Genomic DNA, 26,658 nt, shown 5'->3' on the forward strand with positions numbered 1-26,658 from the left:
ATCACGCGCGGAGGCCGCATAATGGGCCACCGCGACATCCCCGAACTCGAAACACGCCGCCTGATCCTGCGCGGGCCCACCCCCGAGGACTACCCGGACTTCAAGGCGACCTTCGCCTCGTTCCGGTCCCGCTTCATGGGCGGACCGCTCAACGCCTATGAGGCTTGGATGCTCTATGCCGCCGAAATCGGCCACTGGGAAATCCGCGGCTTCGGCATGTGGATGATCCACGACAAGGAAACGGACGAAACCTACGGCATGGCCGGTGGCTGGCAACCGGCAAAATGGCCCGAACGCGAAATCGCGTGGATCATCTGGCCCGACAAGGCTGGCAAAGGCTACGCGCTCGAGGCAACCCATGCGGTCCGTGCCTATTTCTACGCCAACGGCTGGGACCGCGCAGTCAGCTATATCGACCCCAAGAACCTCGACAGCATCCGGCTCGCCGAACGGCTGGGCGCGGTCAAGGATCACGCGGCCCCCACGATCGACGGCTCCGACGCCGTCTATGTCCACCCGACCCCGGCCGCGCTGGAAAACAGCCAGCTCGCCCACGGGATCGAGATGGAGATCGGCCACTATGCCGACCCGATGTTCAAACCGAAAGGATGGGCTCTTGATTAACCCCACCCCGCCCGCAATGCACCGCGCCGGTGCATATGCTGTGCACACCCTGTGCACAGCCTGTGTATCGCCATTTTGGCGCAAAGGAGCCCGCCGATGACCGACGCCGCCACCCGCGCCGCCGCCCTTCTCAAGGAGCACCGCGACAGCATCGACCGCCTCGATGCGATCCTCGTCTATACGCTGGGCGAGCGCTTTGCCCACACCCAGGCCGTGGGGAAACTCAAGGCCGAACACGACCTTCCACCGTCCGATCCCGCGCGCGAAGCGGCACAGATCGCACGGCTCGAAGATTTGGCAAACCGGGCCAATCTGGACCCGGAATTTGCCAAGAAGTTCCTGAACTTCATCATCGCGGAGGTGATCCAACACCACCGCAAACACCAAACGTAAGATGGGCAATATTGCCCATCCTACCCACTGAAAACAAAGGACTAAACCAAATGGCTATGAAAATTCGCCTCGCCCGCGGTGGCTCCAAGAAACGCCCCTTCTACCGCGTTGTCGCCGCCGACAGCCGCATGCCGCGTGACGGCCGCTACATCGAAAAGCTGGGCACATATAACCCGCTCCTGCCCAAGGACAGCGAAGAGCGCGTGAAAATGGACATGGAGCGTGTGCAATACTGGCTCGACCAGGGCGCGCAGCCCACAGACCGGATCGCCCGCATGCTCGAAGCCGCTGGTGTTCTGGCCAAGAAAGAGCGCGCGAACCTGAAAAAAGGTGAGCCCGGTCAAAAAGCCAAGGACCGCGCCGAAGAGAAAGCCGCCAAGGCAGCAGAAGCCGCCGAAGCGCCCGCAGAAGAAGCGGCGTCCGAAGAAGCCGCAGCAGAATAAGCCTCTGACTTTTCTTGCAAACCTGCGCCCGACCGGAGGATATCCGGTCGGGCGCTTTTCTGTTTCGGCGCAGCGTCAGCCGAGGGTTTTGACAAAGGTAACCTTGTCTTCACCCGCCCCGAAGAAGTCCGGGATGACCGCAATCTGCTGATAACCGCGCGCCGCGTAAAACCGCCGCGCCCGGTCCTGATCCGGCAATTGCGTGGTGTCGATCACCAACAGTCGCGCAGTGGCCAATGCGGCCTCCATCGCAGCCAGCAACGCCGTGCCCGCACCCGACCCATGCAGGTCCGGCGCGACGGCAATCGCCCGCAGGTTCCAGGTGCGATCCGTCATGGCCTCTGCTTGCGCAAACGCAAAGCCGACCGGGACATCGTCCCGGCACACCACCTGCCAGATATCGTCCCCGGTCCCGTCGAGCGCAGGGGCAATCATGCCCTCCATCATCTCTCCGGGGAACAGGGTTGCATCAGCAATAGCGGCAAGCGCCGCGATGTCGGTTGCACGCGGTGCGCGCGTGTCAAAAGGGATTGGCAATGGCCCATCCTTTCCAAATTGTAAGTAAAAGTGGCGCCCAGAAGGGCAAGCGTGGATCACATGACAACAGAGGCCACATGGTGGCCTGATTTCGCATCCTGTGATCGCATTGGGCAGAGCCCGCGATTATACCGACATAAAATCTCCATCCCGCACCCATGCGCGGGTCTGTGCCGCAGTATAACACACCGCGGCATTCTGACAAACCCCACTGGACAACGCTGCGGCCAGCGGGGCACAAGTCGGGGCATGTTTGGTCTCGTACGCCTCGCCCTGTTGCTGCCTCTTGCCTTTGTGCTGGGGTTGTTCTTTGAACGCTCGAACGCGGCCACGGCCTGTGCGGATGCGGGCGGCACGATGCGGGACGGAGTGTGCTGGAATGAGTGACGACAGAATTTGCGTGGGCTCCATCGGCGGCGCCTATGGCGTGCAGGGCGAAGTGCGGGTCAAATCGTTCTGCGCCACGCCAGAAGACATCGAAACCTACACCCCGCTGACCACCGAAGACGGCAGCCGCAGCTTTGCGCTGGCCATCCTGCGGCCCATCAAGAACGGGTTTGCCGCGCGCATTGCCGAAGTCGCCACCAAGGAAGATGCGGACGCGCTCAAGGGGACGCAGCTGTTTGCCCGGCGCGATCAACTGCCAAGCCTGCCAGATGATGAATATTACTACACCGATCTCGTCGGGCTCGAGGTGTTCGACACAGGCGGCGCGCCTCTGGGTCGTGTGAAATCCGTGCAGAACCACGGCGCGAGCGATCTTTTGGAGGTGCACGCGCCGGGGGCAACCGCCACCGTCCTGCTGCCCTTTACCCAGGCGGCTGTTCCAACGGTCGACCTTGCCGCGCGGCGCATCGTGGCCGACCCGCCCGAAGGACTGTTCTGACGCCTTTCGCATCGGCAGCCAGTCCCGGTATGCAAGATCGCGCGCGACATATGGCAATCACCACCGTCCAAAAGCACTCAATTGTTCAGAGCGTTACCGCACCGGATGTGCGCGCGTTTCATGCGCGCAGATGCTGCTTTACAAGTGACCGTGCCGTCGCAATGAACCGCGTGTTGCGCGCCTCGGACCCGTCTTCGCCCATGCGATCCATGATCCAGCCGACATAGGTCAGGGCGCGCAGCATCATGAAGAGGGCAAGCGCGTCCGTATTGATCGCCCGCTGGCTTTGATATCCCGAGATGCACGCCGCGGCGAGGTCATCGAAATCCGGCTCGGCGCGGTTCTTGAACAGGAACGTTGCCAGATCGAAAATCCGAAACCCCCAACCGCCATCGTCAAAATCGATCATCTGAACGCGGTCCCCGTCCAGTATCAGGTTCTCGCGCACAAGATCCGCGTGGATCAGACCATAGTCGAGCGTATCCTCCATCTCGGACAGTTGCCGCGTCGCATGATCACGCGCCGTTTCAAAGAGAGCCTTGTCCTCTGGCGTCAGCGCCGGATTGTCCCAGAACCGTCCCCAAACCGGCTGCTCCCCCAGCAGTCCGTGCCGATCCCACGACCACCTGTCGAACCCTGCGGGCGGGGTCCAGGCATCCGAAAGCGCATGCAGACGGGCCATCTCCACGCCCACCTGATGGAACACGGCCTGGCGGTTTGCCAGATCAAGGGGTTTGCCCGTTGCGCCCAATGGCCCTCCCGGCAGCCAAGAGAGCACGTCGATTTGCGCGCCCTCCACGCGGTGCAGAAACCCACCATCCAACGCGGCGATGGGGGCGGGCACATGCAGCCCGCCCGCGGACAGAGCGCCCATCCACGCAAGCTCCGACGTCAGCTCTGCATCACTGCGAAATGCACGCCGGTGTATCCGCAACGCAAAATCGCGCCCGTCATCTGTGCTGACTTTGAACACGTGGTTTTCGCGGGTCGCCACCAGAGACCATTGCGCGTCTTCAAGCCCCCAGAGCCGCAATGCCGTGGGCACCATGGCGCTCACGCGTTCAGGTCCACTTCGGTCAGAACGTCATCGAGCGTATCAAACAGCAGATCGGCATGCGCACGCGAAAACGGCATCGGCGGCCGGATCTTGAGCGTGTTTTTGTGCCGCCCCAACTTGGAATGGATGATCCCGCGGTGGCGCATGGCATTGATGACGCGGTCGGTAAACTGCGTTGCAGGCGCCTTTGTCTGATGATCCAGAACCATTTCCGCACCAAATATCAGGCCCGAGCCGCGTACGTCCCCGATGCAGCCATGTTTCCGGCGCAATGCGTCCATGCGTTCCCGCGCATAGGCCCCCACATCGCGCGCATTCTCGATCAGGTTTTGCTCTTCGATTTCTTCCAAAACCGCCATGGCCGCCGCGCAGGACACCGGGTTGCCGCCGAACGTATTGAAGTAGCGATATCCTTTGCGAAACGTCGCAAGGATTTCGGCACGGGTCACTACGCCGCCCACCGGATGCCCGTTCGCCATGGGTTTTCCAAGGGTCATGACGTCCGGCACCACCCCCATTTTTTCATGCGCCCACATATGTGTGCCGGTGCGCCCGAACCCCGATTGCACCTCATCACAGATCAGAAGACCACCCGCCTTGCGCACCACATCCGCCACGGGTTTCAGCCAGCTATCCGGGTTGTCGGGGAAGCCTTCGTTCAGAAAATACGGACAGAACAGAAGGGCCGCAAAGCCGACGCCCGCATGTTCATGTTCCGCAATCTGCTCTGCAACGAGATCGGCAAATCGCGTGCCATCGGGGTCCGGGTGGCGATAGCTGTCGGGCGCTTCGACAAAACGGAAATACTGATCCAGACCGAAACCGACCGAGGGGGGGATGGAGCTTCCTGTTTGGCTGACGAGCGACGTGTTGCCATGATAGGTCGCATCGGTTGCGATGATACCCCGCTTGCCCGTCATCCCTTCGGCCATGCGCAGGGCGATGTCATTCGCCTCTGACCCGGTGCAGGTCATGATCGCGCAATCCAGCGAGGCGTCCATCGTCGCCGTCAGCTTTTCAATGTAGTCGAGAATGCCATCATGCAGGTAACGGGTGTGCGTGTTCAGCGTCGAAGCCTGACGGCAAATCGCCTCGACCACGCGGGGATTGCAATGGCCCACATGCGGCACGTTGTTGTAGCAATCCAGATATTTGCGCCCCGCTGCATCCCACAGCCAGACCCCCTCGCCTTTTACGATCTGCAGGGGGTCGTCATAGAAGGTCGAGACGTTTGGGCCCAAAAGGCGCGCCCTGTCCGTAACAATCTGCGAGAGTGTCCGCGTCATTGCTTCATCGCTTCGTGAATATGCCCCGAACGGGCGCCCCGTCCGCCCGGCATCCTACCCTTGCGGTGGGGCGGGTCAATTGCCGCGCATCGTTTGCGTGACCTGACGGGTTGGCAAGAGGCGAGCTATGGCGCGTTGAAATCATCCTCTGCACTCAATGTACGCGCAGCATCACAGAGCGGCGCTGCTGAGAACGCAGCGGACTTTTTTCGCATGTGCGATGGACGTTTGACGATAGCTTCTTTGCGGCTGTCGCCTTTGAGCAACCTACCTGCCGAGGCTAACGACGGTCCAACCGTCGCATCCGTGTCGCACCCCGCACCATCGCCCAGTGTATGCGCAAGCTGGGCAGAAACAGCAGAACAAAGCCAACGTAGTAGTAGACACCGATCATCAGCGGCACCCAAAGCACCGCACAGATCAAGCCAAGCCCACCGGTCAGCAGCAATGCCGTGTCCTGCGGTACGACCCGCAACAGCCACAGGTGCAGCAGCTTGCCGCCATCCAAGGGCTGCACCGGGATCATGTTCAGGATGAATAGCATCAGGTTGATTTCCGCCGCAACCTCCAGCCAGAAGATCACTTCGAACCGCGCCGCGTGAGCGGCAAAGAACGCGTCAATCGCCTCGTCCGACATGTCCATATTCGGAAAACTGGGCAAAAGGCCTGTTGCCAACAGCGACAGCGCCGCCCAAAGGGCCAGATTGACCAAAGGCCCCATCAGGACAATCAGTTCGGACGCATAGGCCCCGGCGCTGCGATGTTCGCAAAACCCGCCTCCGCCATGCAGCACGATGCGGTGCACCTTGATACCCTGCACATGCGCGCCCCACGCGTGGCCCAACTCGTGCAGAAAGATCGACACGACAAGAATGCCGAACATGCCGATGCCCCAGATCAGGTCAGTCGTCCCGCCGGTGAGACCCACAAACACCAGCAGCAGAAAGCCCATGCTGGGCATGACCTGCACCGGGATGCTCATCGGTCCGAATGCCGTAAAGAGCGGTTTTTCCTGTGTCATGTGCCCTTGCCTTTGCTGCGTCTGCTCCGTCACAAAGGGGCATACATGGTAAACAGAGCGAAATTATGGCCTCTCCCTCGATTGTAATCCTGACCGGTGCGGGCATCTCCGCGGAAAGCGGGCTGGGCACATTCCGTGACGAAGGCGGTTTGTGGGCGCAGCACCGGATCGAAGATGTGGCAACGCCCGAAGGGTTCGCGCGCAATCCGCAACTGGTCGTCGATTTCTACAATGCACGCCGCGCGCAAGCGGCCGAAGCGACCCCGAATGCGGCGCATGTGGCGCTGGCCCGGTTGGAGTCGGAACACAAGGGTGACGTGACCCTCGTGACGCAAAACGTCGATGATCTGCACGAAAAAGGCGGCCACCAATCGGTCATCCACATGCATGGCGCGCTGAATTCTGCGCTGTGCGGTGCGTGTGATCACCGGTGGCCTGCGCCGCTTGCCATGCAGGTGGGACAGACCTGTCCAAACTGCGACGCACCCGCAGCGCGCCCCGACATCGTCTGGTTTGGCGAGATCCCCTATCAGATGGAGCGGATCGAGGCGGCGCTGACCCGTGCGGATATATTTGTGGCGATTGGCACCTCCGGGAACGTCTACCCGGCGGCGGGCTTTGTGCAACTGGCCACCCATGTCGGCGCCCACACGGTCGAGATGAACCTTGATCCCGGTGAAAACGTATCGCTCTTTGCCGAAGCGCGCGCAGGCAAAGCGTCCGAGACGGTACCGGCGTGGGTGGACGAGGTGCTGCGCGCAGCACCCTGAAGACGATGCGCGACCACAATCGGGCCGCGCATCGCGGGCAGATCAGTTTGAGTGATTGCTGTGGTCGTGGTCGTCGTGGGTCCCGTGACCGCCATTTGCCCCCGCTTGAGGTTTGCGCGCGTTGTCGACGGGAATGGTGACCGTCACCTCGCCCGCCTGTTCGAACACAAGCGTCACGGTAATGTCGGCGTCCTGCTCCAGAGGGCCGGTCAGCCCCATGAGCATCACGTGATCGCCGCCCCGCACCATCTTGTGTTTTTCACCGGCAGGTAGCGGGATGCCGCCTTCGATCTCGGTCATTTGCATCACGCCATCACCGGTTTCGACATGGGTGTGCAACTCGACCCGTTTGGCCGCGTCAGTGGACGCCGACACAAGGCGATCATCCGTGTCGCCCGTATTGTGCAGTGTCATGAACGCGGCACCCGCTTTGGCCGAAGGGCTGGCCGCGCGGGCATAGGGGTCCATCACCATAATGTCCGCCGCAGCGGGAAGGGCCAGAAGGCTCGCCATCAACGTGGCGGAAAGGGAAAAGGAACGGGACATTGCGTCCTCCTGTCATGTTGGTCTGAATTTGGGAAAAGACTCAGAACAGAATGACAGGCGGCCCGCGTGCAGAAATGGTCAGCGGCAGCGGCACCACCTCCTGCGAACGGCCAAAATACTGTGGCACGGCGCGGGCCATGCCCTCTGCCCGCATCGCGGAACCGGCGGTGAGCAATGGTGCCACCAGATGCAGAATACAGTCCGGGCACAGGTGCGGTGCGTCCGTCGGCTCGCCATCAGCGTCAAGGTACAGGACCGAAACGCCATGCCCCGAACAGATCACCACATGATCCACCGCAGGGGCGGCACCACGGGCCGACGCGGACCCGATGCTGGTGGCCAGCAGGGTCATCGTCAGCAAAAGGTGGAGCATCACGCGCGGCATATGCGACACGTATGCAACTCGGACGCCATCCACAACGCGACAAAACGCAAAACCCCGCCCGCAGAGACTGCGAACGGGGCTGTAAAACATGCAAGGCTTTGGATCAGGCTGCGGCTTGCGCCTTGGCGATCTCTTTTTTGACCTTGCGCGCGCGATCGGACAGTTCGACGTCCTTGGCCTTGGCCAGGTACGCGTCCAGACCACCGCGGTGATCAACCGACCGCAACGCCGCCGCCGAGATGCGCAGCTTGATGCCGCGGCCCAGTGTTTCGGACTGCAGGGTCACATCGTTCAGGTTCGGCAGGAAACGCCGCTTGGTCTTGTTGTTGGCATGGCTGACATTGTTGCCAGACATCGGGCCTTTGCCGGTCAGTTCGCACACACGCGACATGGGGTCATCCTCTTATCCATCGTGCCATCCCAAGAGACATCAGGTGCCTCCGAAACGACAGCAGCACCGCACATCACGCGGCGCTGGCGAAAATCGTCTGCGGGCAATAGGGGGAATCGCGCAGCCCGTCAAGGCACGCAGGCCAACTATCCGCGCAAAAAGGCCAGCATATCCGCGGCAGCGGCACCGGGGTCCCGTGTGCCTTGCGCCACGGCCTTGGCCAGCGTCTCCATATGCGCCCGTGCCATGGGCCGGTCCAGTTGCGCCAGAAGCGCGGTTTTGACGTCCGCTTCGAACCAGTATTGCGCTTGCGCCGCGCGGGTTCCGTCAAAATGACCGTGCACGCGCCGCCACGTGTGCAGCGCCTGCATCTCGTCCCACGCGGCGGCAATGCCCGCTTCCTCCAGCGCCGAAACCATCATCGCCTTGGGGAACCCGTCCGGGTCCTGCACGCGCTTGCGCAACAGCCGCAACGCCCCGGCATAGTCGGCACAGGTCCGGGTCGCGGCGGGTTTGAGATCACCGTCGGCCTTGTTGATCAGGATCATGTCGGCCATCTCCATGATGCCGCGCTTGACCCCCTGCAATTCGTCCCCGCCCGCCGGCGCCAGCAACAGCAGGAACAGGTCCGCCATCTGCGCCACTTGCGTCTCCGACTGCCCCACGCCGACCGTTTCGATCAGCACGACGTCGAACCCCGCGCCCTCGCACAGGCGCACGGCCTCCCGGGTGCGGCGCGCGACACCGCCCAGATGCGTCTGGCTGGGTGAGGGGCGGATGAACGCGCCCGGCGCGCGGCTCAACCGGTCCATCCGCGTCTTGTCCCCGAGGATCGATCCACCAGAGCGCGCGGAGCTTGGATCGACGGCCAACACTGCCACCTTCAGGTCACGCGCGGTCAGCATCATGCCAAACGCTTCGATAAAGGTGGATTTGCCGACGCCCGGCGTGCCCGACAACCCGATGCGCAGGGCCTGCCTGTCCTGCGGCAGCGCGTTCAGCAAATCCGTCGTCTGCGCCCGGTGGTCGTCACGGCTGCTTTCGACAAGTGTGATGCCACGCGCCAGCGCGCGCCGTTCGCCCGCCGCAATACGCTGTGCCAGTTCGTCTGTGTCCATAACCCGAGCCATGCGCATGTTCTGCGGAGCGGCGCGGCAAATGTCCAGAGTTGGCGCAGACGCAGGCTTGGGTCATAACGCCGTCATGACGCCCCCGACACGCCTCCCCATTGATGACATCCTGCCAGAACTGATGGCTGTGCTGGCGCGTGATCGGCGGGCCGTGTTGCAAGCGCCACCGGGGGCGGGCAAGACAACGCGCGTGCCACTGGCCCTGCACGCCGCGGGTCTTACGCGCGGCAAGATCGTGATGCTGGAGCCGCGCCGCCTGGCCGCGCGCGCCGCAGCCGACCGCATGGCCGCAAGCCTGGGTGAGGCAGTGGGCCAAACCGTCGGCTACCGGATCCGGGGCGAGGCCAAAGTGTCCGCGGACACATGCATCGAAGTCGTGACCGAAGGCATCCTGACCCGCATGCTGCAATCTGACCCGGAATTGCCGGGCGTCAGTGCCGTGATTTTCGATGAATTTCACGAACGCTCGCTCAATGCGGACCTTGGTCTTGCCCTGTGCCTCGAGGTGCGCGAAGCGCTGCGGGACGACCTGCTCTTGCTGGCCATGTCCGCCACATTGGACGCCGCCCCGGTCGCGGACATCATGCAGGCAGAGATCATCACGTCCGAAGGCAAGTCCTTTGAGGTCACGCCCCGCTGGCTCGACGCACCAGTCGCGAAACAGACCCGTTTCGAGGCCGCGATGGTGGACCTGATTGCACGCGCGGCGACAGAGGCGGAGGGCGGCATATTGGCCTTTCTGCCCGGCGAAGGTGAAATTCGCCGGGTCGAGGCGCAGCTGGCCGGGCGCCTGCCCGCAGGCTGCGCGGTGCAGCCGCTCTTTGGCGCGATGGACTTCAAGGCGCAACGCGCAGCCGTCACCCCGTCCGCCGCGCGCAAGGTGGTGCTGGCCACGTCCATTGCCGAAACCTCTCTGACGATCCCGGACATCCGGATTGTGGTTGATGGCGGGCGGTCGCGGCGCGCCGTGTTTGACCCGTCCTCGGGCATGTCCCGGCTGATCACGGAACGGGTCACGCGCGCCGAGGCGGTCCAGCGCGCGGGGCGCGCGGGACGGGTTGCACCGGGCGTGTGTTTCAAACTCTGGACCAAGGGGGAGGACGGCGCGCTGGCGGCGTTTCCGCCGCCGGAAATCGAGGCGGGCGACCTGGCGGGCTTTGCACTGGAATTGGCGCTGTGGGGGGGATCGGAACGCGACATGCGCTTTGTGACGCCGCCCCATGCCGGGCGGCTTGCCGAGGCGCGCAGCCTTCTGCGCATGCTGGGTGGGCTTGATGGCGATGACCGGATCACGCCGCACGGCCGCGCGCTTGCGCGTGCGCCATTGCATCCACGCTTGGCGCATATGCTGGAACGCGGGGGCGCGGGGGCTGCAACACTTGCCGCCCTGCTGGCCGAACGCGATCCGCTGCGCGGGCGCGGCGTCGACCTGTCCCTGCGCTTGCGCGCACTGGATCGACCCGGCGATTTTGGCGAGGCGGTACACCGCGGCGCCGTGTCCCGCATCAAGGCCGAGGCCAAGCGGTTGGCGCGGGGTCGCCCCGCCTCGGACCTTGGTCCAGCTGCATTGGCGGCGCTGGCCTATCCCGATCGCGTGGGACTGCGCCGCAAGGGAGACGCCCCGCGATTTGTGTTGTCCGGCGGCAAGGGTGCGGTGATGCCCGAAGGCGACGCGTTGGCCGGGCAACGATTGATCGTGGCAACCGACCTTGATGGCAACCCGCGCGAGGCGCGAATCCGGCAGGCGGCGGTCTTGAGCGATGCGGAACTGGAAGAGGTGTTTGGTGATCAGATCACATGGCGCGATACCTGCACCTGGTCGCGCAGGGACGCCCGCGTGACGGCGCGCAGGCAACGCTGCTTTGGCGCGTTGGTGCTGGAGGATCGCGCATGGAAGGACGCGCCTGATGCGGCGCTGGCACACGCAATGCTGGAGGGGGTTCGCCAGTTGGGACTGCGCCCGTCCAAGGGTGCCGCCCGATTGATGGCGCGCGCCGCTTTGATGGATGACACGTTTCCCGACATCTCGGAACCGGCGCTGATGGAGACTTTGGAGGACTGGCTGTTGCCATACCTCACAGGCGTGCGCAGTGCCGCAGACTGGAAAGGGTACGACATCCGACCCGCGCTTGAGGCGTATCTGGGCTGGGACAACATGCAGAGGCTGGAGCGTGCGGTGCCGGCGGCCTTTGTCACACCGCTTGGCCGCAAGGTGCCCATCGACTATGACGCCGAACGGCCCGGTATTGCGGTGCGGTTGCAGGAAATGTTCGGCGTGACAGAGCATCCAAGCGTCGGCGCCCATCCGTTGCAGATCACGCTCCTGTCGCCCGCGCAGCGCCCGGTGCAGGTGACCGCCGACCTGCCGGGGTTCTGGGCCAACAGCTATGCGGATGTGCGCAAGGACATGCGCGGGCAATACCCGAAACATCCATGGCCCGAAGACCCGACACAGGCCGACCCGACCCTGCGCGCCAAACCACGTAGATAGATGCAATTACCGCAGTGCGCGGAATGAAACGGTTCGGGCCAGAAGCCGCCGTGTAACGGCGGACGAACTTGACCGCGCGGATCAGAACCGCGCGTCGATATCCGATGGATCGAGCCCGGGCGGCCCGGCACCGGCGGCCTCGGCGTCCTTGATCAACCCCCGCATACGTGCGGTCAGCGGGGCCTGACGACCGTGGCGCTGCGCGAGATCGAGTATGACCCCTTGCAGCGCGTCAATCTCGGTCGGACGGCGATGGGTCAGATCCTCCCACATGGATGAGCGGGCCGTGGCGTCAATGGTCAGCATCTGGGCCGCGATGCGCCGAAAGAGCGGGGTAGGCAGGCGGAGAATGTGGGGGATGAGCCACGGCGGCGCAGCTGCGGATTTCGCAGGCGTGATCCCGGCCACGCGCAAGATGCGCAGCGCTTCGGCCATCTGTGCGGCCATCACGCGGCGCCAGCGGCGGTCCTGCAGCTGGGTCAGAAGCGGCAGATCCGACAGCGCGTTCACGGCGTTGCCGAGGTTCAGCACCAGCTTGCCCCATTGCACGGCCTCAATCCGGTCGGTCTGCACCCATCTGAGGCCCTGGCAGTCCAGATCCGGCAGCGGGCCCGCTTCGACCATGATGTCCCCGGACGTGCCACGGTGAAAATGTCCGCGCCCGCGTGACACCACATTGAACGGCACCATGGCGGCACGGACATCGGCAGAGGGCAACGCGCGACGCAAAATGTCCGCATTGCCGACGCCGTTTTGCAGGCTGATGACCTGCGCCTGTGGCGCGTGATCCCGGATCAGCTGCGCCATCGTTTGCGTGTCGCCGGATTTGACACAGACGAGGACGACGTCCGCACCCTCAAGCGCCGTGGCCGGGTCATCCGTGGCGGCGACGTCCCTCTGCGTGATGTCCACGGCACCGTAATCCGTGACGCGCAGGGCATGGCGGGCAAGCGCCTCGCAGAGGCGCGCGCGCGCCAAAAGCCGGACGTCATGCCCCCCCGCATGAAGCAGGCCGCCCACAAAGCAGCCAATGCTGCCCGCACCGGCCACCGCGATGCGGGGACGCGACATCCTAGCGCCCCAGGCACCAGCGCATGATCGCCTTTTGCGCATGCAAACGGTTTTCCGCCTCGTCAAAGATGACGGAATGGGGACCGTCCATGACCTCGGACGTGGCTTCGTCGTCGCGGTGCGCAGGCAGGCAATGCATGAACAGGCTGTCGGGTTTGGCCGCAGACATCAGGTCCGCGTTGACCTGATAACCGCGCAGCTGGTTGTGCCGTCGTTCACGGGCCGATTGCGGATCGTGCATGCTGACCCAGGTGTCGGTGACCACGAGGTCCGCGCCCTGCACCGCTTCGTGCGGGTCGCGCACGGTGGTGTAGAGCCCGTCCAGCGCACGTTCGGGATCAAGGGGTTCGGGGCCGGTGAAGACCAGATCGAACTCGAATTGTTTGGCGGCATGGGCAAAGCTGGCAAACACGTTGTTGCCATCGCCGGACCAGACGACCTTCTTGCCCTTGATCGGGCCGCGGTGTTCTTCGAAGGTCATGACATCGGCCATGATCTGGCACGGGTGCGTGCGGTTCGTCAGCCCGTTGATCACAGGCACGGTGGCGTGCTCCGCCATCTCAAGCAACGTCGCTTCTTCGAAGGTGCGGATCATGATCAGGTCGACATAGCGGCTGAGCACGCGGGCGGTGTCGGCGATGGTCTCACCATGGCCAAGCTGCATGTCGGTCCCGGACAGGACCATCGTCTGGCCGCCCATCTGGCGCACACCGACGTCAAAGCTGACCCGGGTGCGGGTGGAGGGTTTTTCAAAGATCAGAGCGACCATGTGCCCAGCCAGCGGTTGGTCTGCGTCGGGTGTGCCCTTGGGCAAACCGGTGCGGGCCTGTTTCATGGCATGGGCGTTGTCCATGATCGACCGCAGGTCAGCCTGCTCCGTGGTGTGAATGTCGAGGAAATGGGTCATATCAAGTCTCCTTGTGGAGAGACCCGAGGGCGCTGCCCCCGGACCCCCGGAGTTTATCTGGCGAGATGAAAAGGGATCAGGATGTGAGTGAACCTGCCGCTGCGTCCAGACGGTCCACGGCTTGAGCGATTTCGTCATCCGTGATGGTAAGGGGTGGCAAAAGTCGGATCACGTTATCCGCGGCCGGCACGGTCAGGACTTCCTGTGCGTAGCCGGCATTGACCACGTCGATATTCGCGGTCTTGCATTTGATACCAAGCATCAGGCCCGCGCCACGCACGGCCTCAAACACGTCCGGGTGCGCGGCAATCAGGCCTTCGAGTTTTTGACGCAGGAGGCCTGCCTTGCGGTTCACCTCTGCCAGAAAATCCGGGTCGCTCACGATATCCATGACGGTACTGCCCACAGCACAGCCCAGAGGGTTGCCGCCATAGGTCGAGCCGTGCGTGCCTGCGGTCATGCCGGATGCGGCGTCTTCGGTGGCGAGGACCGCGCCGAGGGGAAAGCCGCCGCCGATGCCTTTGGCGACCATCATGATATCTGGCGTGATCCCGGCCCATTCGTGGGCAAAGAGCTTACCGGTGCGGGCGACGCCGCATTGCACTTCGTCAAGGATCAGCAGGATGCCCTTGTCATTGCAGAGATCGCGCAGGCCCTTGAGGCATTGGTCCGGCACCGGCACGATGCCGCCTTCGCCTTGAACCGGTTCGATCAGGATCGCGGCCGTGGTGTCGGTTATGGCAGCATCCAGCGCGTCATGATCGCCGAAGGGCAGATGTGTGAAACCGGGCAGCAGGGGGCCGAAGCCCTTGGTCATCTTCTCCGATCCCGCCGCAGCGATCCCGGCGGAGGATCGGCCGTGGAAACTGCCCGAAAAGGTGATGATGTCGACCTTGTCCACCTCGCCTTTGTCGTACCAGTATTTGCGCGCCATTTTCACCGCCAGCTCGCAGGCCTCGGTGCCGGAGTTGGTGAAAAACACGGTGTCGGCAAAGGTGGTTGCGACAAGCTTGTCGGCCAACGCCTCTTGCGCGGGGATCCGGTAGAGGTTGGACGTATGCCAGAGTGCCCCCGCCTGTTCGGTCAGCGCAGCCGTCAGGGCGGGGTGGGCATGTCCCAGGGCATTGACGGCAATACCGGCCCCGAGATCAAGGAAACGTCGCCCATCCGCCTCGATCAGCCAGGACCCTGTGCCTTTGACAAAGCTCAGGGGCGCGCGGTTGTAGGTCGGGAGAACGGACGTGATCATTTTGGATCATCCTTAGAATAAAGAGGCCGTAACAAACTCAGACCGAATTGGTGCCTGAGGGCTGGGCCGTGGTCAACAGGGATAGAGAGGGGGATGTGCACAAGGCACGCATGATCGACGCCGCAACGGAGCGGCGGGGTCAAACGGGTCGTCGGAGGCGATACGTAGCGATCATGCGGGCGGCCTAGCGCATCATGTCGCCCGATGCCAGCCCTTTGTCACTTGCAGGCATCCCGACAAAGGCGCATGGGGTCTTTCATGCACACCCCGCGACCGCAGAACCCGGCACTGGCCGCATTACTGATCCTGATCGCATCGGCGTTCATCGCGGCCACGACACTGATCGCGAAAGCACTTGGCACGAACGCGCCGGGACCGGCATTACATCCCTTCCAGATCACCTTTGGCCGGTTCCTGTTTGCATTTGTCAGTTTTGCAATTGTGGCATTGATCCTGCGCCCGCGGATCACGCGACCGCAACTGGGTCTGCACATCCTGCGGACGATGAGCGGTGCGGTGGGTGTCACGCTGATGTTTGCGTCCGTGGCCTACATACCGCTTGCCGATGCCACGGCGATTTCGTTTCTGAACCCGGTGTTCGGGATGATCCTTGCGATCCCGCTTTTAGGGGAAAAGGTCGGCAAGTGGCGCTGGCTTGCCGCCGCCATTGCCCTGAGCGGTGCGATGATCCTGTTGCGCCCAACACCGCAGAGCTTTCAGCCCGCAGCGCTTCTCGCACTGGGCGCGGCGCTTGTGCTCGGGTTCGAGCTGAGCATCATCAAGAAGCTGACCGGGCGCGAAGGGCCGTTTTCGATCCTGATCGTCAACAACGCGTTGGGTGTGATCATTGCAGGCTGCGCCGTGGTGTGGGTCTGGCAAGCGCCCACGGGGGCGCAGTGGGCGCTCATGGCCGGTGTGGGCTGTGCGATGGCTGTGGCGCAGGCCTGTTTCGTGAACGCCATGGCGCGGGCGGATGCCAGCTATGTCGCGCCGTTCAGCTATGCCACGCTGATCTTTGCCGCGCTCTATGATGTCCTCTTTTACGCGGTGTTCCCCGATACGGTGACATTGATCGGGGCCGGGATCATCATTGCCGGGGCGGCGCTTCTGGCCTGGCGCGAGGGGCGGCAGCGTCAGGCGCGCCAGCCCTTGTAACTTTGGGCTGCGTGGCTAGAATAGTAGGCTGACACGGAATTATAAGGCGGCCCGCATTTCGGGGGCCGCTTTTTAGCTAAGGTAGACCCCTGCATGTCCTGGACCGATGAGCGCGTAGAACTGCTGAAAAAGATGTGGGGCGAAGGTCAGTCGGCCAGCCAGATCGCCAAGGAGCTGGGCGGTGTGACCCGCAACGCGGTGATCGGCAAGGTGCACCGTTTGGGCCTGTCGAACCGCGCAGGTGGCGGCGGTGCAAGCACGGCAAAGGCAGATGCCAAGCCCAAGGCCGCCCCCAAGGCGGAAGCAAAGCCGAAGGCGCCAAAACCCGAGCCGAAGGTTGCACCCGAACCTGCGCTTGAAACAAAGGCCGTGGTGCCCGCGCGCAAGCAGATTATACCCGCAGGCCAGCCACTGCCGCCGCAGCCGTCGGCCAATGAGATCAGCCCCGAAGCCTTGGCCAAGGTCAGCGAGATCGAGAAGAAGGCCAAGCGGATCAGCTTGATGGAGTTGACGGAGCGAACCTGCAAATGGCCGGTGGGAGATCCGGCGACGGACGACTTCTGGTTCTGCGGCCTGCCGGTGCAACAAGGCAAGCCATATTGCGAGGCGCATGTCGGCGTGGCGTTCCAGCCGATGTCCTCACGACGCGATCGCCGCCGCTGATCCAAAAGACCCTTCGGGACATCTTTTGTTGGATGGGGGCTCTGCCCCCAAACCCCCGTGGTATTTTCGGCCAAGAGAAGGGCAGAAAGCGGCGACTGTCGCAGATGCGCGTTTGAAGCTTTCCAGGCCTTTATGTCTGATTTGATCTGCGCCGGTGGCACATGCGCATTGGACGGCAGGCGGATCGGGGTGATTGCCGTTTTGCCCTGAAAACATGTCCACGCTGTCCCGCGCGTCTGCTTCGGCAGGACAGACGTTTTATCTTTTTGTGCATGTGCTTTCGGTAGGAACATTTCGAGGGATGATATGCGTACACAGTGCGGGTGGCGCAGTGCATGCTGCGGCCAACGCAGGTTTTGAGGATTCGTTTGTCGGGGGCACTGCGCGAGCAGTTGCAGTGCCTGGTGGGCAAGGGTGTGGGTTTGTTGCCTGGTCCTTGTGGGCTTACTGCGGCATAGGCAGCCTCCGGGGCAAGCAAAGGCGGCGGCGCACATTAGCGAACATGCCAAATCTGCCGTGAAACATACTCCAACGCAGGTGTGAGTTGTGCGCCGCGCCCGGCCATGACAGGAAGGCGCGAACCAATCTTTGACGACCGGAATACAGAATGACACCCTCTTCCCGACATCGCACTGCTGACGTGCTGGCCCAACGTCTGTTTGATGCAGGTTGCCGACTGGCCTTTGGGATGCCTGGCGGTGAGGTGTTGACCATCGTTGACGCGCTGGAACGTGCCGGCATTCGATTTGTTCTGTGCAAGCACGAGAATGCAGCGGCCTTCATGGCGGAAGGGGCATGGCACCGGACCGGTGCGCCCGGCATTCTCGTGGCGACCGTCGGCCCGGGCGCGCTCAACGGGGTGAATGCGGTGGCCAACGCGCATCAGGACCGCGTGCCGTTGATCGTGCTGGCCGGCTGCGTTGATGCCGATGAGGCGCAGACCTACACCCATCAGGTGCTCGATCAGACCCAGGTGTTCCGCCCGATCACAAAGGCGTCGTTCACGCTCAACACCGGCGCAGCCTGCGTGATTGCGGACAAGGCTGTTGGCATCGCCACCGAAGGGCGGCCCGGTCCTGTTCATATTGACGTGCCGATCACGGTGGCCGTTGCCCCTGCTGCGCGGACGATCCCCGCGCGGCGCGCGGATGCGGCCCCGCTGGTGCCCGCCCCGGAAACACTGGCACAGATGCGCGCGCATCTGGCACGGGCCGAACGGCCGATCCTGATCGTCGGTGTCGACGCCCTGAACCAGGGATTTGACACACGCCGGGTGGACATGTCCGAGGCATTGCAGCGCTTTGTCGAGGCGTTTGGCGTGCCGGTGATCACGACATACAAGGCCAAGGGTCTATTGCCCGAAGATCATGCGCACGCTCTTGGCGGCGCGGGTCTGTCGCCGAAGGCCGACGGCATCCTGTTGCCTCTCGTGCAGAAGGCGGACCTGATTATTGGCCTTGGCTATGACCCGATTGAAATGCGCACCGGGTGGCGCGACTTCTACTATCCCGGCATCCAGACGATGATCGACATCACCGCCGAACCCAACCACCACTATATGCATCAGGCGACGATCAATGTGGTGGCCGATTGCGCGGCGACCCTGGCCGCGATGTCGGATGGCGTGACGCCGCGCGAGACATGGACCGACGGCGAAGCGGCGCAAGCGCGCACCGCATTGCGCGCGGCCTTTCCCCGCGATGACACGTGGGGTCCGGCGGCGGTCATTGATACCTGCCGCACAGTATTGCCGCGCGACACGCTGGCCACCGCCGACAGCGGTGCGCACCGCATTCTGCTCAGCCAGATGTGGGAATGCTATGCGCCACGCGGGCTCATGCAATCCTCGGCCCTGTGTACCATGGGCTGCGCCATTCCTCTCGCGATGGGGGCACAGGTGGCGGAACCGGACCGAACGGTCGTCAGCTTTTCCGGCGATGCCGGGTTCCTGATGGTCGCGGGAGAGCTTTCGACGGCAGCGGAGCTGGGCCTGCGGACGATCTTTGTGGTTTTTGTAGACGCGTCACTGGCCCTGATCGAGTTGAAACAGCGGCAACGGCAGTTGAAGAACGCGGGCGTCGATTTCGGGCATCACGACTTTGCCGCCATGGGGCGCGCCTTTGGCGGTGCAGGCCATACGGTGACCACGCGCAACGAACTGACCGCCGCCCTTGAAGCGGCGCAATCCGCGGATACGTTCACGGTCATCGCCGCAGTGATCGACCGAGGGGCCTATGACGGACGCATCTGAACCGCGCGGAGCGCTTGAGGGTCTGTACGTCCTCGACCTCAGCCGTATTCTCGCCGGACCGACGGCGACGCAGCTGCTGGGAGACATGGGTGCCACGGTGATCAAGGTGGAAAACCCGAAGACGGGCGGCGATGACACGCGCGGATGGGGTCCGAACTATGCCAAGGGCCGCGACGGGCAACCCACTGATCTGTCGGCGTATTTCATGTCCGCGAACCGGAACAAGCAATCCATCGCCGTGGATATCAGCACGGATGACGGCCAGGACATCGTACGCCAGCTTGCGGCCCGTGCGGATGTCGTGATCGAAAATTACAAACCCGGCGGGCTGGAGAAATACGGGCTGGACCATGCCACGCTGCTCGCCGCGCATCCGGCTCTGGTCTATTGCTCCATCTCCGGGTTCGGTCAGACGGGCCCCAATCGTGCACAGCCCGGATATGACCTGATGGCGCAGGGCTATGGCGGGATCATGTCACTGACGGGTGAGCCGGACGGCACCCCGATGAAGGTCGGTGTCGGCATTGCGGACGTGATGTGCGGGATGTACGCAACCATCGGTATTCTGGCGGCACTCCGGCACCGCGACGCCACCGGAGAAGGCCAGCACATCGACCTCAGCCTGGTGGACGCACAGATGGCCTGGCTGATCAACGAAGGGTGCAATTTCCTGACCAGCGGGAAGATCCCGGAACGCCGGGGCAATGCGCATCCCAACATCGTGCCCTATGACGCGTTCGAATGCAGCGATGGGCACCTTCTGGTCGCGGTTGGCAATGACAGCCAGTTCGTCCGGTTCTGCGACGTGATCGGTGCGCCGGACCTCGGCGCAGATCCCGCCTTTGCCACGAACCTCAAGCGGATCGAGAATCGCGAGGCGTTGATCCCCCTGCTGGCCGAGCGGGTGCGCTTGATTGCCAAGGATGACCTGCTTGCGCGGTTGCGCGCGGCCAAGGTGCCGGGCGGCCCGATCCACACGGTGGCCGAGGCGCTTGGGTCGGATCAGGCACAGGCCCGCGGCACGGTCGTGGAGGTGCCGCGCGATGATGTGGCGGACGGACATGTCAAATTGCTGGCGAATCCCCTGAAATTCTCCCGAACACCAGTACGTTACACCCGCCCTCCGCCCCGTTTCGGGCAGGATACCGACGCCGTTCTTGAAACATTAAGGCCGGCTCGCGACGATACCTGACACCGTGTCGCAGGCTGATGAGCCGGTTTTTGCCGCTTTGCAGCATCCATGCTGAAATTTTGCTCACGCAAAGCCTGAAAAAACATCACGCTTGCGTGTGAGATGTCCCATAACACTGCAAAAGTGTAAGAGATGCGATACATCCTCTGAGACTATGGACCGCGTGAAAGGTATGCGTTCGATGATGTATGATATTTGCCAATCGCCCGTCAGCTTGGACGATCCGGCACTCGTTGACGAGTGGAATGGCATGATCCGCGCCTTCATGGCGCATGGAACAGCCACGCCGAACCACCTTGGCGCAGTTCTGTCCGGCGCGCCGGACTTTGCGATGGGGTTTGCGGCCAAAGGGTTGTTCTGTCTGATGATGGGACGCAAGGAAATGGTTGGCACCGCGCATGAAGCGGGCCGGGCCGCTGTCGCCGCATTGGCAACGGCGGGTGGTTCGACCCGGGAACGCCTTTGGGTGCGGGCCCTTGGCGAATGGCTTGATGGCCGCCCCTCTGGCGCGATTGCCGCGATGGAGCGGGTCTTGGCCGAACACCCCACCGACACGATCTCCGCAAAGGTGAGCCACGCGATCCGATTCATCCTCGGGGATGGGCATGGCATGCGCCGCTCTATCGAAAACGTACTCGACGCTCACAAAGGCCACGCGCTCGAAGGATATGTGCACGGATGTCACGCCTTTACGCTCGAGGAAACGGGCGATTACGACGGGGCGGAGGCTGCGGGCCTGCGCGGGCTGCAATTGGCGGGTGATGATGCCTGGGGTCTGCACGCCGTGGCGCACGTGTATGACATGACAGCGCGTCCCGACGCCGGGATTTCCCTGATCGAGAACAACGTATCCGCCTGGGATCACTGCAACAATTTCCGCTACCACGTGTGGTGGCACAAGGCGCTGCTGCATCTCGACCGCGGGGAGAACGACATTGTTCTCGCGCTGTATGACCAACAGATCCGCGCCGACAAAACCGATGATTACCGCGATATCGCAAACGCCACATCTTTGCTGATGCGTCTGGAGCTGGAAGGCACCGCCGTTGGCGACCGCTGGACCGAACTGGCGGATTTTGCGCAGAACCGGACCGATGATGGCTGTGTCGTCTTTGCCGATCTGCACTATCAACTGGCACTCGGGGCCGCAGGCCGGACCGATGCGCAGGATGCGATGACCGCCCGCTTTGCCGTCGATGCCGCACGGCAGGGCGAGATGCCCGCGCGCGTCGCCGATCCGGGCAAGGCAGCGCTGGCCGGACTGAATGCTTTTGCCGAAGGTCGCTATGACGTGGCGTTCCAGAACCTTGCCGCGGCGCGTCCCACGATGCAAACCATCGGCGGCAGCCACGCACAGCGTGACGTGTTCGAACGCATGACGATCGACGCGGGCCTGCGTGCCGGTCTGGTCGACGCGACAGAAGCGTTGATCGAAGAGCGCATCGCGCAACGCGCCGGTGCCATCGACCGCTTTGCGGCCACGCGGTTGAACAGCATTTCAGACGCACGCCGTATCCCCGCACAGTGACAACCGCCTCTGTCGCACATGTGTAAAGTTCAGTAGACAGTTGCCATGACCTTTGCCGATCCAACTCAGTCTGCTGCGGCGCCCGCCGCAGCTGCCGCCGCTCCGAAGGCGCGGGTACGGGATATTCGCCTCGATTTCTTTCGTGGCCTGGCGATGTTCATCATCCTGTTTGCTCACACGCCTGGCAACTTTCTGACGTCCTGGATCCCTGCGCGCTTTGGATTTTCCGACGCAACCGAGATTTTCGTGTTCTGCTCCGGCATGGCGTCCGCCATCGCCTTTGGCGCCACGTTTGACCGCGCGGGTTTTGCCCTTGGCTGCGCGCGCGTAGTCTATCGCATCTGGCAGGTCTATTGGGCGCATGTCGGGCTGTTCTTTGCGACCGCGGCCATGCTGGCCTATCTCACCGACCTCGACATCACGACACGCAACTATTGGGGACAGCTGAACCTGTGGATGCTGTTTGTGGAGCATTCAGAGGGGCTTTGGGAAACGCCGGATATGATGTTCCGGTTCATGACCCTGCAATGGGTGCCGAACCTGTTTGATATCCTGCCGATGTATATGGTGATCCTCGCCTTGATGCCGGTGGTGATGTTCCTGTCGCGCATTCATCTGGGGCTTGTCGCGGCGCTCTGCGCCACGCTTTGGTTCTTTGGTCAGCGCGGGTTCATGGAGGCCCTCGGCCTGCCCTATTTCAACTTCACGGCCGAGCCGTGGGTGGGCAGCGACGACTGGCAACGCCGCTGGTTCCTCAATCCGTTCGGATGGCAACTTGTGTTCTTCACCGGCTTTGCCTTCATGCGGGGGTGGCTGCCAAAACCGCCTGTAAACGCGGTGCTGATCGGGATTGCCGCGTTTATCGTATTGGCCAATATCCCGTTGTCCAACATCGGCGTGCGCGAGTTCGGCTTCGAATGGGCCCGCGAGTGGCGGGCGGAGAACCGCCAGTGGATCTCCAAATCCGACTTCGGCCTGCTGCGCTATGTGCAGTTCCTGGCGCTGGCGTATCTTGCGTGGGTGTTGGCGGGCGACAAGGGCAACCGCCTGCGGACCAGCGCCGTGCATTTGGCCGCGCGCATCTGGGACCGGATCCTGACGATCGTCCTGAAGGTGGGTCAGCAATCGCTTGCCGTTTTTGTGGTGTCGATCTTTGTCGCCCGGTTCAATGGGTTTGCGATGGATATTTTGGGGCGCGACACTGGAACCGTTTTGGCCGTGAATGCGTTTGGCTGTGGGTGCCTGATCCTGACCGCGTATCTCGCCGGGTGGTTCAAGGCCGTTCCATGGAAGGCTCCGAGATGATCAAACGTCGCGCATTCCTCGCCTCTGTTGCGGCCCTTGCCGCAGCGCCACGCGCGTCGTGGGCGCAGGAAGAGCCGGGCATTCAGCTGGGCGACGCAACTGCCTTTACCCCGTCTGACGTGCCTGACATGGCGCGCGAGATGGCCACTCGCGCCTACAGCCCCCGCCCCCTCATCCCCGAGGCGTGGCGCAACCTGACCTATGACCAGTATCGCAAGATCTGGTTCGACAGCCGCAACGCGCTGTGGGAAGGGTCGGACGCGCCGCAGCGCGTGGATGTGTTCCCTCCGGGTCTCTACTTTCCACAGGCCATCCGGACCTATGTGGTCGAAGGCGATACGGCCCGCCCCATGACATTCGACATGAGCGTGTTCGACACCACGGACAAGTTCCCTGACGTGCCGATTGACGACACGTTGGGCTATTCCGGCTTGCGGTTGCGCACCGAATTGCGCCAGCCCGGCATCTACGAAGAATACGCCGTCTTTCAGGGCGCGAGCTATTTCCGTGGCATCGGCACCGGTGATATCTACGGCCTGTCCGCGCGGGGCCTCGCGCTCAAAACAGGCGATCCTTCGGGTGAGGAATTCCCCGACTTCACGCATTTCTGGCTCGAACGACCGGAACAGGGGGCGGACGCGATCGTGTTGCACGCCCTGCTCGACAGCCCGTCCTGCACAGGCGCGTACCGGTTCAAGATCATGCCCGGCCAGCCCTTGCGCATGGAAGTCGAGGCCGAGATTTTCGCGCGCGAAACGATGAAACACGTGGGCATTGCCCCGCTGACGTCGATGTTTCTCTTTGATGACACCGACCGCCAGCGCTTTGACGATTTCCGTCCCGCCGTACACGACAATGACGGGCTGATGATCCATAACGGCGCCGGTGAGGTGATCTGGCGACCGCTCGCCAACCCGCTGACACTGCAAATCAGCGCGTTCGGGGACAACAACCCGCGCGGCTTCGGCCTGATGCAACGGTCGCGGCAATTCGAGGATTTCAACGATCTCGAGGCGCTGTACCACCGCCGCCCCGGCCTCTGGGTCACCCCAGGCGAAGGATGGGGACGAGGTTCGGTTGCACTGGTGGAGATCCCTGCCGATCTGGAGATCTACGACAACATCGTTGCGTATTGGCGCCCTTCCGCGGACATCGTGGCGGGCACATCGCACAAGATGACCTACCGGCTCGACTGGGGTGCGGATCCCGCGCCCAAGGCGGCCATGCCCTTGCGCGTGCTCAACACCGCTGCGGGGGGGCGTCCCGAAGGCGGGCGTATCTTCACCATCGATTTCGAGGATGCGGATCACGTGCCCGAAGACCTCAGCAGGATCGACCGTCTTGTCAGGTCAAGCGCGGGCGAGGTGACCGAAGGTGTCATACAGCGCAACCCCGCCACAGGTGGGCCGCGTCTGGCGTTCACGTTCATGCCCGGCGACAACGACTGGGCCGAATTCCGCGCGCAGCTGCGCCTCGATGGCGCGCCGCTGTCCGAAGTCTGGCTTTATCGGTGGACGCGCACATGATGCACGACATGCCACCCCCCAGCCCGCTGGCCATGCCACCGCAGGATCTGCGGCGCGGCACGGACGCGGTGCACCCTGCACCGGCGGCGGTGCCCGGGTGGCGATTGGCGGTGTTTGTGCCCGCGGTCCTGGGCACGCTTGCGATGTTGTGGGGGTTGCACGTCCTGTTTGCGGCGAACGGAATCACGTGGCTGGAATACATGCTGCTGACCCTGATCGGCGCAACGTTCATCTGGGTCACGCTTGCCGTGTCGACCATCGGCGTCGGCGTGGCCAGCCGGCTCGACAACCCCGAAACACCCAGCCCTGGCGCGCCCATCGACGTGGCGCTCTTGGTCCCGATCTATAACGAAGTGCCCAGCGACGTGTTCGGCAACGCCGCCGCCATGTTGTCCGATCTTGCGCGGCAACGGGGCGGGCATCGCTACACCCTGTTTATCCTCAGCGACACCAGAGATAACGCCATCGCCGCGCAGGAATGGCAGGCCTTTGCCGCGCTGCGCCGCAATGCGCCGGACGGCATCGCCGTTCACTATCGTCGCCGCGATGAAAACATCGACAAGAAGGTCGGCAACCTGACACAATGGATCACCCACTGGGGTGGCGCGTTCGAAGCGATGCTGGTACTGGATGCCGACAGCCTCATGACAGGGCGCGCGATCGACCACCTTGCAGGCGCTTTGGCCGCAGATCCGCAGACCGGCCTGATCCAGACGTTCCCCCAGCTGATCGGGGCAGAGACACTGTTCGCCCGTATTCAACAGTTTTCGAACGTTGCATATGGATGGCTGCTGGCCGAAGGGCTTGCGCATTGGGCCCGCACGGAAGGCAATTACTGGGGTCACAATGCAATCATTCGCACCCGTGCCTTTGCGGCTTCGGCGGGCCTGCCACGTCTGCGCGGCCTTCTGGGCGAGGGCGATCTGATCCTCAGCCATGATTTCGTCGAAGCATCCCTGCTGCGGCGCGCAGGCTGGCGCGTCCGCTTCCTGCCCCGTGTCACCGGCAGTTTCGAAGAGGTTCCGGCCACACTCATTGATTACGTCCTGCGCGATGCGCGGTGGTGTCGGGGCAACTTGCAGCACTTGCGCCTGCTGACGACGCCCGGCCTGCACATCGTGAGCCGCTTTCACCTGTTCCAGGGTGCCGCGGCCTATCTGATGTCGCCCGCATGGTTTGTGTTGCTGGTGTTCTGGGCGCTGCTCGGCCGCGATGCACAGACCAACGTGATCACATATTTCAGCGAGACCAACCCGCTTTTCCCAAGCTGGCCGCCGCAAATGACCCATATCGACAGCGCGGTCTTCCTCGTCGTCATGTACGTGGTGTTGCTGCTGCCCAAGATCACCTGCGCCACGATCATCGCGGCCCAGCCCAAGGCGGTGCGCCGCTTTGGCGGGCGGCGCGTCTTTGCCAGTGCTGCCCTCACGGAACTGGCGCTTTCCATCGCCTATGCACCGATCCTGATGATCCAGCAGACAAAGGCCGTGCTGCGCAGCATCCTGGGACGTGGCGCAAAATGGGTGCCGCAATCGCGCGACAACCGCGGGTACCCGCTGCGCACGCTCATCACCTTCCACTGGGTTGAGACAGTGCTTGGACTGGCGCTGTTTGCGTTGTTGATTGCCGGGCTGGTCTCATGGTGGCTGGTGCCCATCGCGGCGAGCCTGCTGCTCGCCATTCCCCTGTCCGCGCTCAGCGCATACCGCCTGAGCCAGATCGACCTGAGCGGCCTGCGCCTCGACAGCCCGCTGACCTTGCGCGAACCGACCATCGTGTCCCGCGCCCGCTCCGCACGCGCGGACATCGCCGCCGAACTGTCCGCAGCAAAAATCGCTGCCGAATAAATCC

At 63.2% G+C, this 26,658-nt stretch carries 26 protein-coding genes; 15 read left to right on the forward strand and 11 right to left on the reverse strand.

Features of this window, described 5'->3' with window-relative positions; translation table 11 throughout:
• Window positions 1-21 precede the first annotated feature (21 nt).
• From ACERHN_RS06160 to rpsP, 3 genes are all read left to right on the forward strand, one after another.
• Window positions 22-624 (forward strand): GNAT family N-acetyltransferase, encoded by a 603-nt coding sequence (locus ACERHN_RS06160; protein ID WP_415921769.1) that lies wholly within the window; start codon window positions 22-24, stop codon window positions 622-624.
• Between the two features lie 96 nt (window positions 625-720).
• Window positions 721-1,017: a chorismate mutase gene (locus tag ACERHN_RS06165; protein ID WP_415921770.1), complete on the forward strand. Its 297-nt coding sequence runs from the start codon at window positions 721-723 to the stop codon at window positions 1,015-1,017.
• 50 nt (window positions 1,018-1,067) lie between these two features.
• A complete protein-coding gene (rpsP, locus tag ACERHN_RS06170) occupies window positions 1,068-1,460 on the forward strand; it encodes a 30S ribosomal protein S16 (protein ID WP_415921771.1) in 393 nt (130 codons plus the stop codon).
• A 75-nt stretch (window positions 1,461-1,535) separates the two neighbouring features.
• Here rpsP and ACERHN_RS06175 read toward each other — a convergent pair whose 3' ends face one another.
• Window positions 1,536-1,997 (reverse strand): GNAT family N-acetyltransferase, encoded by a 462-nt coding sequence (locus ACERHN_RS06175; protein ID WP_415921772.1) that lies wholly within the window; start codon window positions 1,995-1,997, stop codon window positions 1,536-1,538.
• A gap of 249 nt (window positions 1,998-2,246) precedes the next feature.
• On the opposite strand from ACERHN_RS06175, the gene ACERHN_RS06180 reads away from it, so the two are divergent.
• Window positions 2,247-2,384: a hypothetical protein gene (locus ACERHN_RS06180; RefSeq protein WP_415921773.1), complete on the forward strand. Its 138-nt coding sequence runs from the start codon at window positions 2,247-2,249 to the stop codon at window positions 2,382-2,384.
• Complete coding sequence (gene rimM, locus ACERHN_RS06185) at window positions 2,377-2,883, forward strand: ribosome maturation factor RimM (protein ID WP_415921774.1); 507 nt, start codon at window positions 2,377-2,379, stop codon at window positions 2,881-2,883. Before ACERHN_RS06180 ends, rimM begins: the two co-directional genes overlap by 8 nt.
• A gap of 118 nt (window positions 2,884-3,001) precedes the next feature.
• Here rimM and ACERHN_RS06190 read toward each other — a convergent pair whose 3' ends face one another.
• The 3 genes from ACERHN_RS06190 to ACERHN_RS06200 all read right to left on the reverse strand — a co-directional run bounded on the left by ACERHN_RS06190 (window position 3,002) and on the right by ACERHN_RS06200 (window position 6,247).
• Entirely contained in the window at window positions 3,002-3,931 is a 930-nt protein-coding gene (locus ACERHN_RS06190; RefSeq protein ID WP_415922693.1) for a phosphotransferase enzyme family protein, read from the reverse strand.
• A 5-nt stretch (window positions 3,932-3,936) separates the two neighbouring features.
• Window positions 3,937-5,226, reverse strand: coding sequence for an aspartate aminotransferase family protein (locus tag ACERHN_RS06195; RefSeq protein ID WP_415921775.1), 1,290 nt, complete (start codon window positions 5,224-5,226; stop codon window positions 3,937-3,939).
• A 280-nt stretch (window positions 5,227-5,506) separates the two neighbouring features.
• Window positions 5,507-6,247: a site-2 protease family protein gene (locus ACERHN_RS06200; protein WP_415921776.1), complete on the reverse strand. Its 741-nt coding sequence runs from the start codon at window positions 6,245-6,247 to the stop codon at window positions 5,507-5,509.
• 65 nt (window positions 6,248-6,312) lie between these two features.
• On the opposite strand from ACERHN_RS06200, the gene ACERHN_RS06205 reads away from it, so the two are divergent.
• Window positions 6,313-7,017: an NAD-dependent deacylase gene (locus ACERHN_RS06205; RefSeq protein WP_415921777.1), complete on the forward strand. Its 705-nt coding sequence runs from the start codon at window positions 6,313-6,315 to the stop codon at window positions 7,015-7,017.
• Window positions 7,018-7,059: 42 nt separating this feature from the next.
• On the opposite strand, the gene ACERHN_RS06210 is transcribed toward ACERHN_RS06205, so the two are convergent.
• The 4 genes from ACERHN_RS06210 to meaB all read right to left on the reverse strand — a co-directional run bounded on the left by ACERHN_RS06210 (window position 7,060) and on the right by meaB (window position 9,457).
• Window positions 7,060-7,563, reverse strand: coding sequence for a copper chaperone PCu(A)C (locus ACERHN_RS06210; RefSeq protein ID WP_415921778.1), 504 nt, complete (start codon window positions 7,561-7,563; stop codon window positions 7,060-7,062).
• 40 nt (window positions 7,564-7,603) lie between these two features.
• Window positions 7,604-7,936: a hypothetical protein gene (locus ACERHN_RS06215; RefSeq protein WP_415921779.1), complete on the reverse strand. Its 333-nt coding sequence runs from the start codon at window positions 7,934-7,936 to the stop codon at window positions 7,604-7,606.
• A gap of 115 nt (window positions 7,937-8,051) precedes the next feature.
• Window positions 8,052-8,339: a 50S ribosomal protein L28 gene (rpmB, locus tag ACERHN_RS06220; RefSeq protein WP_415921780.1), complete on the reverse strand. Its 288-nt coding sequence runs from the start codon at window positions 8,337-8,339 to the stop codon at window positions 8,052-8,054.
• Between the two features lie 146 nt (window positions 8,340-8,485).
• The gene (gene meaB / locus ACERHN_RS06225) at window positions 8,486-9,457 is read right to left on the reverse strand and encodes a methylmalonyl Co-A mutase-associated GTPase MeaB (protein WP_415922694.1); all 972 of its coding nucleotides are present in this window, start codon (window positions 9,455-9,457) and stop codon (window positions 8,486-8,488) included.
• Between the two features lie 85 nt (window positions 9,458-9,542).
• Between meaB and hrpB the strand changes: the two genes are divergently transcribed.
• Window positions 9,543-11,960, forward strand: coding sequence for an ATP-dependent helicase HrpB (hrpB, locus tag ACERHN_RS06230; protein WP_415921781.1), 2,418 nt, complete (start codon window positions 9,543-9,545; stop codon window positions 11,958-11,960).
• Between the two features lie 81 nt (window positions 11,961-12,041).
• Here hrpB and ACERHN_RS06235 read toward each other — a convergent pair whose 3' ends face one another.
• The 3 genes from ACERHN_RS06235 to ACERHN_RS06245 all read right to left on the reverse strand — a co-directional run bounded on the left by ACERHN_RS06235 (window position 12,042) and on the right by ACERHN_RS06245 (window position 15,187).
• Window positions 12,042-13,031 (reverse strand): 2-dehydropantoate 2-reductase, encoded by a 990-nt coding sequence (locus ACERHN_RS06235; RefSeq protein ID WP_415921782.1) that lies wholly within the window; start codon window positions 13,029-13,031, stop codon window positions 12,042-12,044.
• Between the two features lies 1 nt (window position 13,032).
• Complete coding sequence (argF, locus tag ACERHN_RS06240; RefSeq protein ID WP_415921783.1) at window positions 13,033-13,938, reverse strand: ornithine carbamoyltransferase; 906 nt, start codon at window positions 13,936-13,938, stop codon at window positions 13,033-13,035.
• Between the two features lie 76 nt (window positions 13,939-14,014).
• On the reverse strand, window positions 14,015-15,187 hold the full coding sequence (locus ACERHN_RS06245) for an aspartate aminotransferase family protein (protein WP_415921784.1): 1,173 nt from the start codon (window positions 15,185-15,187) through the stop codon (window positions 14,015-14,017).
• A gap of 258 nt (window positions 15,188-15,445) precedes the next feature.
• On the opposite strand from ACERHN_RS06245, the gene ACERHN_RS06250 reads away from it, so the two are divergent.
• The 8 genes from ACERHN_RS06250 (at window position 15,446) to mdoH (ending at window position 26,654) form a co-directional block, all read left to right on the forward strand.
• Entirely contained in the window at window positions 15,446-16,342 is an 897-nt protein-coding gene (locus ACERHN_RS06250) for a DMT family transporter (protein WP_415921785.1), read from the forward strand.
• A gap of 93 nt (window positions 16,343-16,435) precedes the next feature.
• Window positions 16,436-17,005 (forward strand): GcrA family cell cycle regulator, encoded by a 570-nt coding sequence (locus ACERHN_RS06255; protein ID WP_415921786.1) that lies wholly within the window; start codon window positions 16,436-16,438, stop codon window positions 17,003-17,005.
• Window positions 17,006-17,612: 607 nt separating this feature from the next.
• Window positions 17,613-19,256: a thiamine pyrophosphate-binding protein gene (locus ACERHN_RS06260; RefSeq protein WP_415921787.1), complete on the forward strand. Its 1,644-nt coding sequence runs from the start codon at window positions 17,613-17,615 to the stop codon at window positions 19,254-19,256.
• Complete coding sequence (locus tag ACERHN_RS06265; protein ID WP_415921788.1) at window positions 19,240-20,448, forward strand: CaiB/BaiF CoA transferase family protein; 1,209 nt, start codon at window positions 19,240-19,242, stop codon at window positions 20,446-20,448. Before ACERHN_RS06260 ends, ACERHN_RS06265 begins: the two co-directional genes overlap by 17 nt.
• Before the next feature lie 181 nt (window positions 20,449-20,629).
• Window positions 20,630-21,976, forward strand: coding sequence for a tetratricopeptide repeat protein (locus ACERHN_RS06270; protein ID WP_415921789.1), 1,347 nt, complete (start codon window positions 20,630-20,632; stop codon window positions 21,974-21,976).
• A 45-nt stretch (window positions 21,977-22,021) separates the two neighbouring features.
• Complete coding sequence (locus ACERHN_RS06275) at window positions 22,022-23,281, forward strand: OpgC family protein (protein ID WP_415921790.1); 1,260 nt, start codon at window positions 22,022-22,024, stop codon at window positions 23,279-23,281.
• Window positions 23,263-24,807 (forward strand): glucan biosynthesis protein, encoded by a 1,545-nt coding sequence (locus ACERHN_RS06280; RefSeq protein ID WP_415921791.1) that lies wholly within the window; start codon window positions 23,263-23,265, stop codon window positions 24,805-24,807. Before ACERHN_RS06275 ends, ACERHN_RS06280 begins: the two co-directional genes overlap by 19 nt.
• A gap of 8 nt (window positions 24,808-24,815) precedes the next feature.
• On the forward strand, window positions 24,816-26,654 hold the full coding sequence (gene mdoH / locus ACERHN_RS06285) for a glucans biosynthesis glucosyltransferase MdoH (RefSeq protein ID WP_415921792.1): 1,839 nt from the start codon (window positions 24,816-24,818) through the stop codon (window positions 26,652-26,654).
• The last annotated feature ends 4 nt before the right edge of the window (window positions 26,655-26,658 follow it).

It is taken from the genome of Tateyamaria rhodophyticola, from assembly GCF_047777875.1.
GTDB lineage: Bacteria > Pseudomonadota > Alphaproteobacteria > Rhodobacterales > Rhodobacteraceae > Tateyamaria.